Here is a 14865-nt window from a genome sequence, read left to right as displayed (position 1 = left end):
TCCTGTTGTCGTGACGAGGCTCTCGACTATCGGCTCGCCGCGCGCCTCTCGAGCTCACGGAGGGCGTACGCACGGGCAGTGGCGGCTTCGGTCATCATCCCGACGTCGGTTCCCGCCGAGATGAATCGCAGTCCCAGCCCTACAAAGCGTTCCAGCAGGTCAATGGACTTGATCCCGGCCACTCCCAGCGCCACGCCGTGTGCACGACAGGCCGCTGCGACAGAGTCTACTGCATGGTGGAAATGCTCATTCTCATATTGCCCGTGGATCCCCATCTCGGCCGTCAGATCGCTGGGCCCAAGCAGCACCATGTCAACCCCCTCGACGGCTGCGATCTCCTCGGATGCCGCCACCGCGTCGGGCGTTTCGATCATCACCGCCACCACGGTGTGGCGCTCGAGTTCGCCCGTGAGTTCGGCGGTTGGACGAGGTGCGTATCCGCTCACCGCGTTGGGTCCGGAGATGGACCGATGACCGAAGGGCGGGAAGCGAGCGGCGTCGACGACCGCCTGTGCCTCGTACGCCGAGTTCACGTGCGGCACAATCACTCCCACTGCGCCAGCGTCGAGTACGCGCGCGATCATGGTGGGGTCGTGCGACGGCACCCGCACGAGACCGGAGATGCCGGCACCGAGCGCGGCCACACAGAGCATCCCCGCCGTTTCGAGCGAACACGAGGTGTGCTCGAGGTCGACATAGACAGCGTCGTATCCGCAGGCCGCCGCGATTGCCGGGACGTCGGACGTGCGGGCATTCAGCAAAGCGAGGCACAACACCAGGCGATCGCCCTTCAAGGCATCCCGCAGCGGTCCCGGCATCCACCCACGGTAACCGAGCGAGAACGATGATTCCACTACAGCGTTAATGACATTATCGCCTGTGGTAACCATTACTTATGTCCGAGAACCGGGTCGCGGTGGTCGGCGCCGCGCTGTCCGATTGCGGGCGGGTGCCTGACAAAACGGCGATGGCGCTGATGGCGCAGGCCGCGCAGCGGGCTGTCGCAGACGCCGGCCTCACCAAAGACGACATCGACGGCTTCGGCGGCCACGGGACACTGTTGCCACCGGTCGAGGTGAGCGAGTATCTGGGCCTTCGACCGACGTGGGTCGACGCCACCAACGTCGGTGGATCGTCGTGGGAGGTCATGGGACGGCACGCCGCCGCGGCCATCGCGGCGGGCGAGATCGACGTGGCCCTGTTGACCTACGGCTCGACCGCACGCTCCGATGTCAAGCGCCGCGTGCGGGCACCGGCCGCGGCGCTGAGCACTGGCGGCGCGATGCAGTTCGAAGCACCCTACGGCGCCACGCTGATCGCCAAGTACGCCATGGCGGCCAGGCGCCACATGATCGAGTACGGGACGACCGAGGAACAGCTGGCCGAGGTTGCCGTCGCCGCGCATGAATGGGCGGCTATGAACGAGAACGCCTTTGAGCGTGATCGGATCACCGCAGAGGATGTCGCCTCGGCGCCGATGCTCGCCGAGCCGTTCACGTCCAAGCATGTGTGTCTGCGAACCGACGGAGGCGGGGCGGTGGTGCTCGCCAGCGAGCGGGTGGCGAAGGACTGCGCGAAGGAACCGATCTGGATCCTCGGTGCGGCCGACGCCGCATCGCACGTGAGCATGAGTGAATGGACCGACTTCACGACATCGGCCGCCGCTCAATCGGGTCCGCGTGCGTTCGCACAAGCGGGTGTTACCCCGGACGATATCGACGTCTGTCAGCTCTACGACTCGTTCACCTCGACCGTCCTGCTGACGATCGAGGATCTCGGGTTCTGCGCCAAGGGTGAGGGTGGTCCGTACATCGGCTCCGGCGCGCTCCGGCCGGACGGCGCGCTGCCCACCAACACCGACGGTGGCGGGCTGGCGTCGTGTCATCCCGGGATGCGCGGGATGTTCCTGATGGTCGAAGCGGTTCGGCAACTGCGCGGCGAATGCGGCGAACGACAGGTCGAGCGTGCGCGCCTGGCGTGCGTGCACGCGATGGGTGGCTTCTTCACCCACAGCGCGACGATGATCCTCGGGAGGCAGTGATGCAGTCGCCCAGCGGTCCGAATCGCCCGACCATCGACAGCGACAGCGAAAGCTGGTGGGCGTCGGTCCAGGATCGCACGCTGATGATCAACGAATGCGGCTCATGCGACCGAAATTCGTTGTACGCCCGGCCCTTCTGCCCTTACTGCTGGAGCGAGGACGTGCGTCTCGCGCCGGCCGCCGGACGGTCGCGCCTCTACACGTGGAGCGTAATCCACCAGAACGCCGCGCCGTTCGACGCCGTGCCTTACGTCGTCGCGATGGTTGACCTCGAGGAGGGCCCCCGCCTCATGACCGAGATCGTCGACTGCCCTGTCGATGAACTCTGCGCCGAAATGGAGCTCGAGATCGTCTTCCGCGAGGACGACGACGGATTCGTAGTACCGGTTTTTCGGCCGGCAACTGAAAGCACAGAGAGGAACCGGAAATGAACAAGGACGAGATGGTCTTGATCAGCGTTGATGATCACATCGTCGAGCCGCCCGATATGTTCAAAAACCACCTGCCCAAGAAGTACATCGATGAGGCGCCGCGGTTGGTGCACAACCCCGACGGTTCGGATACCTGGCAGTTTCGTGACACGGTGATTCCGAATGTGGCGCTCAATGCGGTGGCGGGCCGGCCGAAAGAGGAGTACGGCCTGGAACCGCAGGGGCTCGATGAGATCCGGCCCGGTTGCTGGCAGGTCGATGAGCGGGTCAAGGACATGAACGCCGGCGGGATTTTGGGGTCGATGTGTTTTCCGTCGTTTCCGGGTTTTGCGGGCCGGTTGTTTGCCACCGAAGACGTCGAGTTCTCACTGGCGCTGGTGAAGGCCTACAACGACTGGCATGTCGAGGAGTGGTGCGGGGCCTATCCGGCGCGGTTCATCCCGATGACGTTGCCGGTGATCTGGGATCCGACCGAGTGCGCCAACGAGATCCGGCGCAACGCTGAGCGCGGTGTGCATTCGTTGACGTTTACCGAGAACCCGTCGGCGATGGGGTATCCGAGCTTTCATGATTTCGATCATTGGAAGCCGATGTGGGATGCGTTGGTCGACACCGAGACGGTGCTCAATGTGCACATCGGTTCGTCGGGGCGGTTGGCGATCACCGCTCCGGATGCGCCGATGGATGTGATGATCACGCTGCAGCCGATGAACATCGTGCAGGCGGCCGCGGATTTGTTGTGGTCGCGCCCGATCAAGGAGTATCCGACGCTTAAGATCGCGTTGAGTGAGGGTGGGACGGGGTGGATTCCGTACTTTTTGGAGCGGGTGGATCGCACCTTTGAGATGCATTCGACGTGGACGGGGCAGGACTTCGGGGGCAAGTTGCCCAGCGAGGTGTTCCGCGAGCACTTCTTGACCTGTTTTATCGCCGATCCGGTCGGGGTGGCCACCCGCAACGCGATCGGGATCGACAACATCTGCTGGGAGGCCGACTACCCCCACAGCGATTCGATGTGGCCCAGCGCGCCCGAGCAGCTCGACGAGGTGCTCACCGCCAACAACGTGCCCGACGACGAGATCAACAAGATGACCTACCAGAACGCGATGCGCTGGTATCACTGGGATCCGTTCACCCACATCACCCGCGAACAAGCCACCGTCGGCGCGCTACGCAAAGCCGCCGAAGGCCACGACGTCTCCATCCAAGCCCTATCCAAGAAAGAGAACACCGGCGGTGCGTCGGACTGGCAGGCTCAGATGAAGAAGGCCACCGCCAACGTCAGTGGCACAACCGGGGATTGACGAAAGGCGCCAGCGGTCTCAACTGGTAGCGGCGAGGCGGTCGGCGAGTACCCGCGGCCGACCCTTCGAACGCGCCTCGAGCGTATTGCGTTGCACCTTGCCGTTGGCGTTGAGGGGCAGGGGCTCGTCCCAGAACACCAACTCCTCGGGAAGCTTGTATTTCGGCATTCCGACACCGCCCAGAGCGCCCGCCACGTCGGCGAGCGACATCTCGACGCCGTCGTCGAGCACCATGGCCATCGCCAGCCGTTCGCCGGTGGTCGCGTCGGCAACCGAGTAAGCCGCACACTCTCGCACACCCGGAATCCGCGCCACCGCCTCCTCGACCTCCGCCGCGGGGATCTTCATCCCGTTGCGGATGACGATGTCCTTGATCCGCCCCACGATGCGCACGCGGTTGTCGATGACCTCGGCCACGTCACCGGTTCGGAACCAGTCACCGTCGAACGCGTTGGCGTCGTCCTCGGTGTCCGTGTAGCCGAGAAATGCATGTGGGCCCTTGATGCAGCACTCGGCCGGGTCCCCCGCCGACCCCACCCGCACGTCGACGTCCTGCAGCGTCACACCGTCATCCGCGTGACGCACCTCCCTGCTCTCCGTGCGCAGCCCCGACGTGCTGACCGGCACCTCCGACGATCCGTACGCCCGCATCACCACGATGCCGAAATCGTCCTCGACCCGTTCGACGATGCGCCGGTCGAGCATGGCGCCACCGAGATACACCGCCCGCAGCGGCACGACGCTCTCACGGGCGACCGCCTCGTCGAGCAGCCGGTCGAGCAGCCGGTCCGGACCGCCGTACCACGTTGCGCCGGAAGACAGCAGAAGATCGCAGGTGGCGGCCGGATCCCAGCGATCCTCGAGCACCACCGGCACGGCAAGCATGGGCCCGATGAACAGCGCCTGCAGCACACCGGTCACCGAGGCGAGCGGACTGATGAGGAAGATGCGGTCGTCCCCGCCGAGCCCGGCGGCGGCGATGTAGTTCGCCGACGCCTTGGCCAGCGTGCTCAGCGAATGGATGACGCCCTTGGGCCGCGACGTCGTGCCAGAGGTGTAGAGGACTAAGGACGGCTCGTCGGCGGGCCGCATCGGCCGACTGGGCGCCGGAGCGTCAGACGCAAGGGAGATGTCGATCCAGCTACAGGCATGGCGCAATGCCGGTTCACCTGCCGTCGGCCAGTCCGGCGCCACCCCGTACTCGGCACCGGTGCGCGCCACGATGTCGGCGACCTGGATGGGCCCCGCGCTGCGCGGCACGAGGAGCACCACCGCGTCGACTCGGACGGCGGCGTGCACCGCGACGACCGAGCCGATGTCGTTGCCCACCACGACCACCACCGGCGTCGCTGCGCCAACGCCCGCCTTTCGTAGTGCCTGCGACGCACGACCTACCCGTTCGTCGAGGTCGGCGTAGGTCAGCTCGGCACCGCGGGCAATGAGCGCCGGTCTCGTGGGAACCCGCTCGGCGGTGAACCGCACGACGTCGAGCGGCCGGTCCGACCAGAAACCGGCGGCCCGATACTCCGATCGCAGTCTGTCCGCTCGCTGCTGCGCATGACGCAGTAGCGCGGTAGCCCCACTCATGCTCTCCTCCGATGCAAATGATGATTCTCTTCTGCGTAAATGTAACCTCTCAGGCATGCCGCTTATGACTTTCGAGGATCAGGTAGCCGTCGTCACCGGTGCGGGCGGGGGGCTCGGCCGCTGTCACGCACTCGAACTCGCCCGCCGAGGCGCCCGCGTCGTGGTCAATGACCTCGGCAGCGCGGTCGACGGAAGTGGTGCCTCGATCTCGGCCGCGCAGGCTGTGGTCGACGAGATCACCGCCGCCGGCGGCACCGCGATCGCCAATGGCGACTCCGTCGCGACCGAAGAGGGTGGTGCCGCGATTGTTTCCGCGGCGATAAACGCCTTCGGCCGACTCGACATCCTCATCAACAACGCGGGCATCCTGCGCGACGCGGCGTTCAAGAACATGACCGTCGAGCAGGTCGACGCGGTGCTCTCGGTCCACCTGGCAGGCGCCTTCAACGTCACTCGTGCCGCATGGCCCATCATGCGCGAGCAGAACTACGGGCGCATCGTCCAAACCACTTCTGGTACAGGGCTCTTCGGCAACTTCGGGCAGGCCAACTACGGCGCCGCCAAGATGGGCCTGGTCGGCATGATGCATGTCCTGGCGATCGAGGGGGCGCGAAACGGCATCGCCATCAACGCCGTCGCACCGATCGCACGCACCCGGATGACCGAGGACATCATGGGCGAAGCGGGCAAGGCGATGGACCCCGAACTCGTCACGCCGGTGGTCGTCTATCTATCCCATTGCGACTGCGACCGCACAGCCCACATCTACTCGGTGGGTGCGGGCAAGGTTTCGCGGGTGTTCATCGGCGTCACGACGGGAATCGAGAACCGCGCGCTGACAGCGGAATCCGTGGCCGAGGCGATCGACGAAATCGACGATGCCACCACGTTCACGATTCGCGGAGGCCCCGTCGGCGGCTGACCGTCAGCGGCCCTGGAAGTTCGGCGGGCGACGCTCGGCGAACGACTTCAGGCCCTCCTGCAGATCGGCGGTCCGCGACACCACCTCCTGCGCCCAGGCCTCCTGCTCGAAGGCGCGGTCGCGGCCGGATTCCGACGACACGGACAGCAGGCGCTTGGTCAGCGCCAGCATGACGGTGGGGCCCGCCGCCAGTCGCCCGGCCAGTTCCTCGGCGACCGCGTCGGTTTCCTCTGGCGCGACAACGCGGTTGACCAGGCTGAGTCGCTCACAGGTCGCGGCGTCGACGGGTTCGCCGAGCATCAGCAGTTCGGTAGCCTTACGCAGGCCCACGATTCTGGTCAGCAGGTGTATCGCGCCCGAGTCGGGCAGGATGCCGCGGTGCACGAAGGCCTCGACAAGCGTTGCCTCCATGGACATGATGACGAGGTCGCAGGCGAGCACCAGACTGCCACCCGCACCTGCGGCCGTTCCCTTGACCGCGGCGACCACAGGCTTGTCGCATTCCAATATCGACGAGACCAGCCGCTGCCAACCCTTCTGCAGCATCCTGGCGATGTCGCCGGGCCTCTTGTCGGCGGGTGGCTGCGCCGAATGCGGCGACAGCCCGGCACCCGAACAGAAGTGCCGCTCCCCCGTCGCACGCAACAACACCGCGCGCACGGACGGGTCGTCACTGGCGCTGTCAAACGCCGCCGTCAATGCATCACGAGCCCACGGAGACAAGGAGTTTCCGACATTCGGCCGATCGATCGTGATCCGGCAGACACCGTCCGACCCGACGTCGACCCGGATCCCCGGCTGCTCTTCGGCCATCTCCCACACCCCTGCGTTAACGACGTTTCCGGTTTTCGGGTATCTTAATTTCCGCCGACGTCCCACCGACGATATGGGCCGAACTGAGGAGGCGATGCGTGACCCAGTCCTCGGCTGCGGGCCAGATCACCAATGAGGGTCTGGCCAGGTTGCGCGCCACGATCGGCATCGCCGTTCCGCACACCCAGCCTCCGCATTACTTCCGGCCCAACGAGGACACCTTCCGCCACGTCGCCGAAGCCTACGGTGACGCCAACCCCCTGTGGGCCGATCCGGATTGCGCGGCGAAATCGGTGTGGGGCGAGTCGATCGCTCCGCCGGCGCTTGTCGGCGGGGACACCCTGATCGGCGAGGACGAGGTCACCGAACTCTCCGACGAGGACCGCGCCCTGACCAAGGGCGATCCGCTCCGCGGTGTGCACGCGTTCTATGCGTCCTCGGCACGCGAGTGGTGGGCGCCGCTGCGCGCCAACCACCGGGTGTTCCGGCGCAATGCCCTTGTCGCCGCGCTCGACAAGAGCAGCGAGTTCGCCGGCCGCGCCGTGCACGAATGGTCGGCGCAGGTGTTCCGCGACGACGAGGGCACCATCCTCGGCGGCCAGTACCGGAACATGATCCGCACCGAACGCAGCAAGGCCCGAGGCCGCAAGAAGTACGCGTCCGTCGATCTCAAGACGTGGACCGCCGACGAGATCGCCGAGATCGACGAGCGGTACGCCCGCGAGGCGCCACGGGGGGCGGAGCCGCGCTGGTGGGAGGACGTGACCGAGGGCGACGCGCTGGGCCCGCTGACCAAGGGACCGCTCACCGTCACCGACATGGTGTGCTGGCACGTCGGCATGGGCACGGGGATGTACGGCGTGCGGCCGCTGAAGCTGGCCTGGCGCAACCGTCAGCGCATTCCCCGCTTCTACACGCTCAACGAGCACGGTGTTCCCGACGTTCAGCAGCGCGTGCACTGGGATCCGAGCGCGGCGCGCAACGCGGGCAATCCGACGACGTTCGACTACGGCCGCATGCGCGAGACGTGGCTCATCCACCTGTGCACCGACTGGATGGGCGACGACGCCTGGCTGTGGAAGCTGGACTGCGAGTTCCGCTTGTTCAACCACGTCGGCGACCTGCACACGATCACGGGCGTCGTCACCCGCAAATACCTCGCTGAGGGAGACCGGCCGGCGGTCGACGTCGACCTCGCGGCGACCAATCACCGTGGCGAGGTCACCGCACCGGGCCACGCCACGATCCTGCTGCCGAGTAGGCAGCGCGGTCCCGTCCGCCTGCCCGATCCGCCGGGCGAAGCGACGAATCTGACCGATCTGCTGGCGGCCGTGTCGGCCCAGTTCGCGGAGCGATGAGCCTCCGTGACGTACGAGAGCGTTACCGGGCTTCGGGCCGAGCAGCAGGGCCCGGTCCTGTGTCTGACGTTCGACCGCGCCGACCGACGCAACGCCGTCAACGACACCATGCTCGACGCGATGGTCGGACATCTCGCCGCCGCAGGCACCGACGAGTCGGTTCGGGTCATCCGCATCGATGCCGAAGGACCGGACTTCTGCGCGGGTTCTGACCTGATCGCCAACAACGCGCGCTCGGATCGCAAACCCCGCGTGGGCAGCACCCAGCGTCGGCTGCCCCACAAGGCCAACAGGCTGATACCACTGCTGCTCGAGACCCAGGTACCCATCGTCGCGGTGGTCCGCGGCTGGGCGGCCGGCCTGGGTTTCCACATCGCGATGGCTTCGGACTTCTGCATCGCGGCCGAAGATGCGCGGTTCTGGGAACCGTTCATGGCGCGCGGCTTCACGCCCGACAGCGGCGCGGCCTGGTTGCTACCGCGGCTCGTCGGGATGGTCCGCACCCGCCGGTTGCTGATGCTCGGCGAGGAGCTGTCCGGGACCATGGCCGCCGAGTGGGAGATTATCCACGGAGCCCATCCCGACGCCGAACTCGATGCTGCTGCAACCGAACTCGTTGACCGGCTGGCCGCTGCACCGACGGTGGCCTTCGGCCTCACCAAGTGGCTGCTCCACAGCGGTAACGGCCTGGATCTCGACCGTCACCTGCAGAACGAGGCGATGGCGCTCGAACTGTCCAGCCGCAGCGAGGATTTCAAGGAAGGCTTGGCGGCCTTCCGAGACAAGCGCGACGCAAAATTCCAGGGCCGATGACCCAGCTTCCGATCACGTCAGAGACGTCGGCGGCCGACGCCGTCACCGTGGTGCGCGAGTGGGTGCAGGCCGAGGTACCTGCCAGTTGGCGAGCGGCCGCAGCCGAGGGGCCCGCCGCGTTGCGGTCCGTGCGCACGCCGCAGGACTACCGCGACTGGTATCCGACGTTCGCCCGCTCGGGTCTCGTGGCACCGACCTGGCAACCCGAACACGGCGGCCTGGGCATCGGTAACGACGTCGCGCGCGCGATCGAGGGCGTGCTCGCACCGCTGCGGTTGACCCGGCTGAACCCGTTGGGGCTCAACAACGCCGCCGCCGCGTTGTTCAGTCATGGAACCGAAGAGCAGCGACGCCGGTTCCTCCCGCCCATCGTCCGCAACGAGGAGAAATGGTGTCAACTCTTCAGTGAGCCCGGCGCGGGCTCCGACCTCGCGTCGCTGGCGACCCGCGCGGTGCGCGACGGGGACCAGTGGGTGGTGTCCGGCCAGAAGGTGTGGACCACCTGGGCCGACCAGGCGGACTTCGCGATCCTGCTCGCCCGTACCGACCCGGATCAGCCGAAACACAAAGGCATCACGTACTTCCTGCTCGACATGCACCAACCCGGCGTCGAGGTGCGGCCGCTGCGTCAGATCACCGGTGAGGCGGAGTTCAACGAGGTCTTCCTCGACGGCGCGCTGGTGCCGGATGCGCATCGGGTCGGGGAGGTAAACGACGGCTGGCGGGTCAGCGCGTCAACCCTGTCGAGTGAGCGCCAGATGGTGTCGGGATCGGGCTCCGGCGGCATGGGCCGCCTCGGCGGCTCCAGCGCAGAACGGCTGATCACACTCGCCCAGGAAACCGGGCGGTGGGACGACCCCGTCGTGCGGAACAAGATCATGCGGCTCTGGGCTCAGGAGCAGATCCGCGGCTGGACGAACGCCCGTGTCCGCGCGGCACTCTCGGCCGGCCAATCCCCCGGTGCTGCTTCCTCGATCGGCAAGGTCCACCAGGCCACACTCAACCAGCAGATCCAGGATCTCATGGTCGACCTGGTGGGCACCGCCGCAATGGCGTGGTCCGCCACCGACGACCCGGATGCGATGCCCCGCGAGGTGCGGGGCATGATGCGCAGCCTCGCCAACGGTACCGAAGGTGGCACGACCGACATCAACAAGAACATCCTCGGCGAGCGCGTACTCGGGCTGCCGAAAGAGCCGGACCCGTGGAAGGGAAAGCCCTGGAAGGAGATTCCGCGCTCGTGAGCGGCTACGAGCGACTGATCGTCGAGAAGTCCGACGGTATAGGGTGGCTCATCCTGAACCGTCCGGACGCCGGCAATGCATTCGATGCGCTGATGCTGGACGAACTCGAGGCCGCCTGGGGCCAGCTGGACGCCGACCCCGACGTGCACGTGATCGTCAACGTCGCGAACGGCAAGGCGTTCTGCACCGGGATGGATGTGGTCCAGGTCGCGCGCGACAAGAAGGCCATGCGACGCCATTCACGCCGCACGCGCGACGCCGAGCTGAAGATCTCCGCCTGGCACTGCGGTGTGTGGAAGCCGGTGATCGCCGCGGTGAACGGGGTGTGCGCGGGAGGTGGCCTGCATCTGGTCGCCGACGCGGACATCGTCATCGCTGCGGAGGAGGCGACATTCGTCGACCCGCATGTCTCGGTGGGGCAGGCGGTCGCGTACGAGGCCATCACCCTGCTGCGGAAGTCGCCGATGGAGGCCATCACGCGGATGACGTTGAGCGGCAAGGGTGAGCGGATCTCGGCCCAGCGCGCATACGAGTTGGGTATCGTCTCGCAGGTCGTGGGCGCCGGCGAGCTGCGGGCGGCGGCCGCCGAGTTGGCGGCCGCGGTCGCGAGCAACTCGCCCACTGCCATGCGAGCGACCAAGAAGGCGTTGTGGCATTCCCTGGAAGTCGGACTGTCGGAGGCCAAGGCTGCGGCCGCAGAGGAGATCTGGCGGTTGCGGAACCACCCCGACCATGCCGAGGGAGTACGGGCGTGGCGGGAAAAGCGCCCGGCCGACTGGCATCCGCTCGCACCGGTGGAGGCTTCATGAGCTATCGGAGGTTGATCGTCGAACGTCGCGGCCCCGTCGGCTGGATCATCAACAACCGGCCCGATCGCCTCAACGCGTACGACGCGCTGATGCGCAAGGAATTTCCCGCTGCCTGGGCCGAGTTGGACGCCGACCCCGAGGTGCGGGTGATCGTACACACCGGCAACGGCAGGGCCTTTCAGGTCGGCGCCGACGTCGACGATCTCGATGGCGAGGGGATCAAGCAGTACCAGGAGACCATGCAAACGCTGGACCTGAAGCTGACGGGCTGGCATTGCAATGTCGGCAAGCCCGTCATTACTGCGGTCAACGGGGTGTGCGCCGGGGGCGGACTGCACTGGGTCGCCGACGCCGACATCGTCATCGCGGCATCAGATGCCACGTTCGTCGACCCGCACGTATCCATCGGTCAGGTCAGCGCCCTGGAGACGATCGCGCTGATGCGCAAGATGCCCGCCGAGGCTGTCTTACGGATGGCACTGGTCGGCAGCCACGAACGACTCACCGCGCAGCGCGCATATGAGCTCGGCATGATCAGCCAGATCGTCGATCCGCCCGACAAGCTTCGCGATGTCGCCCAAGAGCTCGCCGAGAAGGTCGCTAGAAACTCACCCGCCGCGATGCGGGCCACCAAACGCGCACTCTGGGGAGCACTCGAGCACGGCCTGACCGACGCTTGCCGTGAGGGCGCCAAGCACCTGACGTCGATGTGGGGCCATCCCGACCAGGACGAAGGTCCGAAAGCGTTCGCCGACAAGCGAAAACCAGCGTGGCTTCCTCTGGAGGCTGATTCGTGAGTCTCGCCGACCTGCTGGATGATCTGCCGGAGGTTGCGGTACACACTCTGGCCGTCGACGTGTCCCGGGCAGATCTGATCGCGAGTGCGGACCGCCTGGCGGCGGTTCTCGCCGAAGGCGGGCTGACGACTGGTCAGGTGGTCGCGGCGATGCTGCCTAACGACGCCACCACGGTCGCGGCGCTGTTCGGTGTCTGGCGTTCCGGTGGTGTCTACACACCGCTCAATCCCAGAGCTGCCGACGCTGAGGTGGCCGCTCATCTCCAAACCCTCGAACCGGTCGCGGTGATCACGACGCCTGAACTGGCGGGCCGCTTCTCGGGGTTCGCGTTACCGGTCATCGCCGCGTCGGGCCTGACGTGGTCGCTGACGCCACACTCCAACTCTGCGAACGACACCCGGCGCTACGACGCCGATGTGGCGCTTCTGCAGTTCACGTCGGGGACGACAGGTCCGCCGAAGCCGGTGCCGCTGCGCCACTCCACGGTGCTGGACCTGATCGACCGGCTGCTGGAGAAGCTCCGCGGACCGAAGCGTGCTCCCCGGAACGCGGCGCCGATGCCCAACCTGGTACCGCTCTCACTGTCCCTGTGGGCCGGTATCTACCAGGTGCTGTTCGCCTTTCGCGCGGGCTCCGGTGTCGTGCTGATGGACAAGTTCTCGGCCGCGGACTTCGCAGCGCTGGTGAAGCGCCACCAATTGCGATCCACGGTCTTGCCACCCGCCGCGTTGACAATGGTGCTCCACGACGATTCCGTCACCGACCTGTCCCCCCTGAAGATCGTCCGCTCCATCACCGCTCCCCTGTCTCCCGTCCACGCGGCCCGCTTCCGTGACAAGTTCGGTGTGCTCGTCCTGAACTCCTACGGCCAAACGGAGCTCGGTGGCGAGGTCGTCGGATGGTCGGCCGCCGACGCCCGCGAATGGGGGGAGACGAAGCTCGGCTCTGTCGGACGACCACTTCCGGGCATCGACGTCATGATCGCCGACGACGAGGTGATGGTCCGCACGCCGACGACGGCTGCCCGCAGGATCGACCCCGCGTTCCTGGACAGGCTTACCGACGATGGGTGGTTCCACACCGGTGACCTCGGCTGGTTCGACGAGGACGGTTTCCTGTGGCTCGACGGGCGTGTCTCGGACATGATCAACCGTGGCGGGCTCAAGGTGTTCCCCGGCACCGTCGAAGAGGTGCTTCTGAGCGCCGACCGCGTGCGCGAGGCCGCTGTGGTGGGGGTCCCCGACGAACGACTCGGCGAGGTTCCGTGGGCTTTCGTCGTGCGCTCCGACGATCGGGTCAGCGAGGATGAACTGATCTCGTGGTGTCGCGAGCGCCTGACCCCCTACCGGGTTCCCGTGCGGGTGGTATTCGTCGAGCGCCTGCCGCGCAACGACGTCGGCAAGGTCGTCAAGCGCGAGCTCGCCGCGACCGTGCGGTGTTATACGCATGGCTCGGCGGGTCGCGGATGAAACCGCACACCCGGTGCCCCGGTATGGCCCCGTAGCAGACGGATACCGCCGTTTGCTATCTTGAGAATCACTGTTCTCGTTGAGGAGGTTCCGGTGGGCGACGCTGCTGCCTTTGAGGTGTGGGATGCCGACAACCACATGTACGAGACCATCGATGCCTACACGCGGTACCTGCCTGACATGTATTCGGAAGCGCTGAAGTTTGTCGACGTCAACGGCCGCAAGAAACTACAGATCCTCGGCGTCATCACCGAGACCATCCCCAATCCGACCTACGAGGTGATCCCGACCCCCGGCGCTTGGGCCGACTACTTCCGGGGGGTGAATCCGGAAGGCAAGACACTGAGGGAGCTCGCCGCGCCCATCCGATGTCCCGACGAGTTCCGTCGCCCCGACCTGCGTCTGGCGTTGATGGACCGTCAGGGCGTCGATGGCGCGGTGATGTTCCCCACCACCGCCGGCATGCTCGAGGAGCGGACGAAGTCCGACACGGAACTCACCCACGCGGTCACCCATGCGTTCAACCGCTGGCTGCTCGAGGACTGGACGTTCAACTACCACAACCGGATCTTTCCCGTGCCCGCCATCTCGCTCAACGATCCCGCACTGGGCGTGAAGGAGCTCGAATGGTGCCTCGACAACGGTGCCAGGACGGTACTGATTCGTCCGGCCCCGGTCCCGCGCGAAGACGGCACGTCGCGCTCAGCCGCTCTGCCCGAGTTCGATGACTTCTGGCGACTGGTCGAGTCGTCGGGCATCTCGGTGCAGATGCACAATTCGGATTCCGGCTATGAGCGCTACGTCGACGATTGGGAGGACCCAGCGGAGTTCAACGGATTCGCGCTGAGCAAGCTGCGAGGCTTCATCTACGAGGAGAGCCGCAACATCTTCGATACCCTCGCTGCCTTCATCGCTCACGGCGTGTTCGAGCGCTTTCCCGGGGTACGCATCGGGGTTATCGAGAACGGGGGCTCCTGGGCGCACCGCTTGTTGGACGTCTTCGACCGCGTGTACCACAAGCGGCCGAACGACTTCAGCGAGCATCCCAGCGACGTCTTCCGCAGGCATGTCTGGGTGAATCCGTTCCATGAGGAAGACATGTCGCACCTCATCGACATCCTCGGCGCCGACCGCGTGATGTTCGGTTCGGACTACCCACATCCCGAAGGCCTCGCGGAGCCCGCGGACTTCATCAACGAACTCGAGGGGTTGCCCGCCGCGACCACCGCCCGGGTGATGGGCGGCAATTTGAAGGAACTGATCGGCATCTAGTAAAC

At 66.3% G+C, this 14865-nt stretch carries 14 protein-coding genes and 1 pseudogene; 12 read left to right on the top strand and 3 right to left on the bottom strand.

Annotated elements, in window-relative coordinates; translation table 11 throughout:
• Positions 1–26: 26 nt before the first annotated feature.
• Positions 27–818 (bottom strand): HpcH/HpaI aldolase family protein, encoded by a 792-nt coding sequence (locus CEX87_RS11640; RefSeq protein ID WP_198957207.1) that lies wholly within the window; start codon positions 816–818, stop codon positions 27–29.
• Between the two features lie 77 nt (positions 819–895).
• Here CEX87_RS11640 and CEX87_RS11635 point away from each other — a divergent pair, with 77 nt between their 5' ends.
• From CEX87_RS11635 to CEX87_RS11625, 4 genes and pseudogenes are all read left to right on the top strand, one after another.
• Entirely contained in the window at positions 896–2041 is a 1146-nt protein-coding gene (locus CEX87_RS11635) for an acetyl-CoA acetyltransferase (protein WP_094287213.1), read from the top strand.
• Positions 1942–2193 (top strand): annotated as a pseudogene (locus tag CEX87_RS27895) (zinc ribbon domain-containing protein); the annotation flags it as partial. The gene CEX87_RS11635 and the pseudogene CEX87_RS27895, both read left to right, overlap by 100 nt.
• Positions 2194–2202: 9 nt before the next feature.
• Positions 2203–2472 (top strand): Zn-ribbon domain-containing OB-fold protein, encoded by a 270-nt coding sequence (locus CEX87_RS27520; protein ID WP_233151353.1) that lies wholly within the window; start codon positions 2203–2205, stop codon positions 2470–2472.
• Positions 2469–3776 (top strand): amidohydrolase family protein, encoded by a 1308-nt coding sequence (locus CEX87_RS11625; protein WP_094287210.1) that lies wholly within the window; start codon positions 2469–2471, stop codon positions 3774–3776. Before CEX87_RS27520 ends, CEX87_RS11625 begins: the two co-directional genes overlap by 4 nt.
• An 18-nt stretch (positions 3777–3794) precedes the next feature.
• Here CEX87_RS11625 and CEX87_RS11620 read toward each other — a convergent pair whose 3' ends face one another.
• Positions 3795–5312, bottom strand: coding sequence for a class I adenylate-forming enzyme family protein (locus tag CEX87_RS11620; protein ID WP_198957209.1), 1518 nt, complete (start codon positions 5310–5312; stop codon positions 3795–3797).
• Between the two features lie 106 nt (positions 5313–5418).
• Here CEX87_RS11620 and CEX87_RS11615 point away from each other — a divergent pair, with 106 nt between their 5' ends.
• Positions 5419–6285 carry an SDR family NAD(P)-dependent oxidoreductase gene (locus CEX87_RS11615; protein ID WP_094287206.1) on the top strand — a complete coding sequence of 289 codons (867 nt, stop codon included), beginning with the start codon at positions 5419–5421 and terminating at the stop codon, positions 6283–6285.
• A gap of 3 nt (positions 6286–6288) precedes the next feature.
• Here the strand turns inward: CEX87_RS11615 and CEX87_RS11610 are convergent, their stop codons facing one another.
• The gene (locus tag CEX87_RS11610; protein ID WP_094287204.1) at positions 6289–7107 is read right to left on the bottom strand and encodes an enoyl-CoA hydratase/isomerase family protein; all 819 of its coding nucleotides are present in this window, start codon (positions 7105–7107) and stop codon (positions 6289–6291) included.
• 89 nt (positions 7108–7196) lie between these two features.
• Here CEX87_RS11610 and CEX87_RS11605 point away from each other — a divergent pair, with 89 nt between their 5' ends.
• The 7 genes from CEX87_RS11605 to CEX87_RS11575 all read left to right on the top strand — a co-directional run bounded on the left by CEX87_RS11605 (position 7197) and on the right by CEX87_RS11575 (position 14860).
• A complete protein-coding gene (locus CEX87_RS11605) occupies positions 7197–8456 on the top strand; it encodes a hotdog family protein (RefSeq protein WP_094287202.1) in 1260 nt (419 codons plus the stop codon).
• Between the two features lie 6 nt (positions 8457–8462).
• Complete coding sequence (locus CEX87_RS11600) at positions 8463–9269, top strand: enoyl-CoA hydratase/isomerase family protein (RefSeq protein ID WP_094287200.1); 807 nt, start codon at positions 8463–8465, stop codon at positions 9267–9269.
• Complete coding sequence (locus CEX87_RS11595; RefSeq protein WP_094287198.1) at positions 9266–10513, top strand: acyl-CoA dehydrogenase family protein; 1248 nt, start codon at positions 9266–9268, stop codon at positions 10511–10513. Before CEX87_RS11600 ends, CEX87_RS11595 begins: the two co-directional genes overlap by 4 nt.
• Entirely contained in the window at positions 10510–11322 is an 813-nt protein-coding gene (locus CEX87_RS11590) for an enoyl-CoA hydratase/isomerase family protein (protein ID WP_094287196.1), read from the top strand. Before CEX87_RS11595 ends, CEX87_RS11590 begins: the two co-directional genes overlap by 4 nt.
• Positions 11319–12119 carry an enoyl-CoA hydratase/isomerase family protein gene (locus CEX87_RS11585; RefSeq protein ID WP_094287194.1) on the top strand — a complete coding sequence of 267 codons (801 nt, stop codon included), beginning with the start codon at positions 11319–11321 and terminating at the stop codon, positions 12117–12119. Before CEX87_RS11590 ends, CEX87_RS11585 begins: the two co-directional genes overlap by 4 nt.
• Positions 12116–13588 (top strand): class I adenylate-forming enzyme family protein, encoded by a 1473-nt coding sequence (locus CEX87_RS11580; protein ID WP_094287191.1) that lies wholly within the window; start codon positions 12116–12118, stop codon positions 13586–13588. The genes CEX87_RS11585 and CEX87_RS11580 overlap by 4 nt, the downstream gene beginning before the upstream one ends.
• 138 nt (positions 13589–13726) lie before the next feature.
• Positions 13727–14860 carry an amidohydrolase family protein gene (locus CEX87_RS11575; protein ID WP_064400034.1) on the top strand — a complete coding sequence of 378 codons (1134 nt, stop codon included), beginning with the start codon at positions 13727–13729 and terminating at the stop codon, positions 14858–14860.
• The last annotated feature ends 5 nt before the right edge of the window (positions 14861–14865 follow it).

The organism is Mycobacterium lehmannii, assembly GCF_002245535.1.
GTDB lineage: Bacteria > Actinomycetota > Actinomycetes > Mycobacteriales > Mycobacteriaceae > Mycobacterium > Mycobacterium lehmannii.
The sequence above is the reverse complement of the archived record's forward strand: the minus strand, read 5'-3'. Positions and strand labels throughout refer to the sequence as shown.

Excerpts from the sequence above, each read along its gene's own strand:
- CEX87_RS11640 (WP_198957207.1), bottom strand. The coding sequence starts at position 818 with ATGCCGGGACCGCTGCGGGATGCCTTGAAGGGCGATCGCCTGGTGTTG.
- CEX87_RS11575 (WP_064400034.1), top strand. The coding sequence starts at position 13,727 with ATGTACGAGACCATCGATGCCTACACGCGGTACCTGCCTGACATGTAT.
- CEX87_RS11635 (WP_094287213.1), top strand. The coding sequence starts at position 896 with ATGTCCGAGAACCGGGTCGCGGTGGTCGGCGCCGCGCTGTCCGATTGC.
- CEX87_RS11615 (WP_094287206.1), top strand. The coding sequence starts at position 5,419 with ATGCCGCTTATGACTTTCGAGGATCAGGTAGCCGTCGTCACCGGTGCG.
- CEX87_RS11625 (WP_094287210.1), top strand. The coding sequence starts at position 2,469 with ATGAACAAGGACGAGATGGTCTTGATCAGCGTTGATGATCACATCGTC.
- CEX87_RS11585 (WP_094287194.1), top strand. The coding sequence starts at position 11,319 with ATGAGCTATCGGAGGTTGATCGTCGAACGTCGCGGCCCCGTCGGCTGG.
- CEX87_RS11595 (WP_094287198.1), top strand. The coding sequence starts at position 9,266 with ATGACCCAGCTTCCGATCACGTCAGAGACGTCGGCGGCCGACGCCGTC.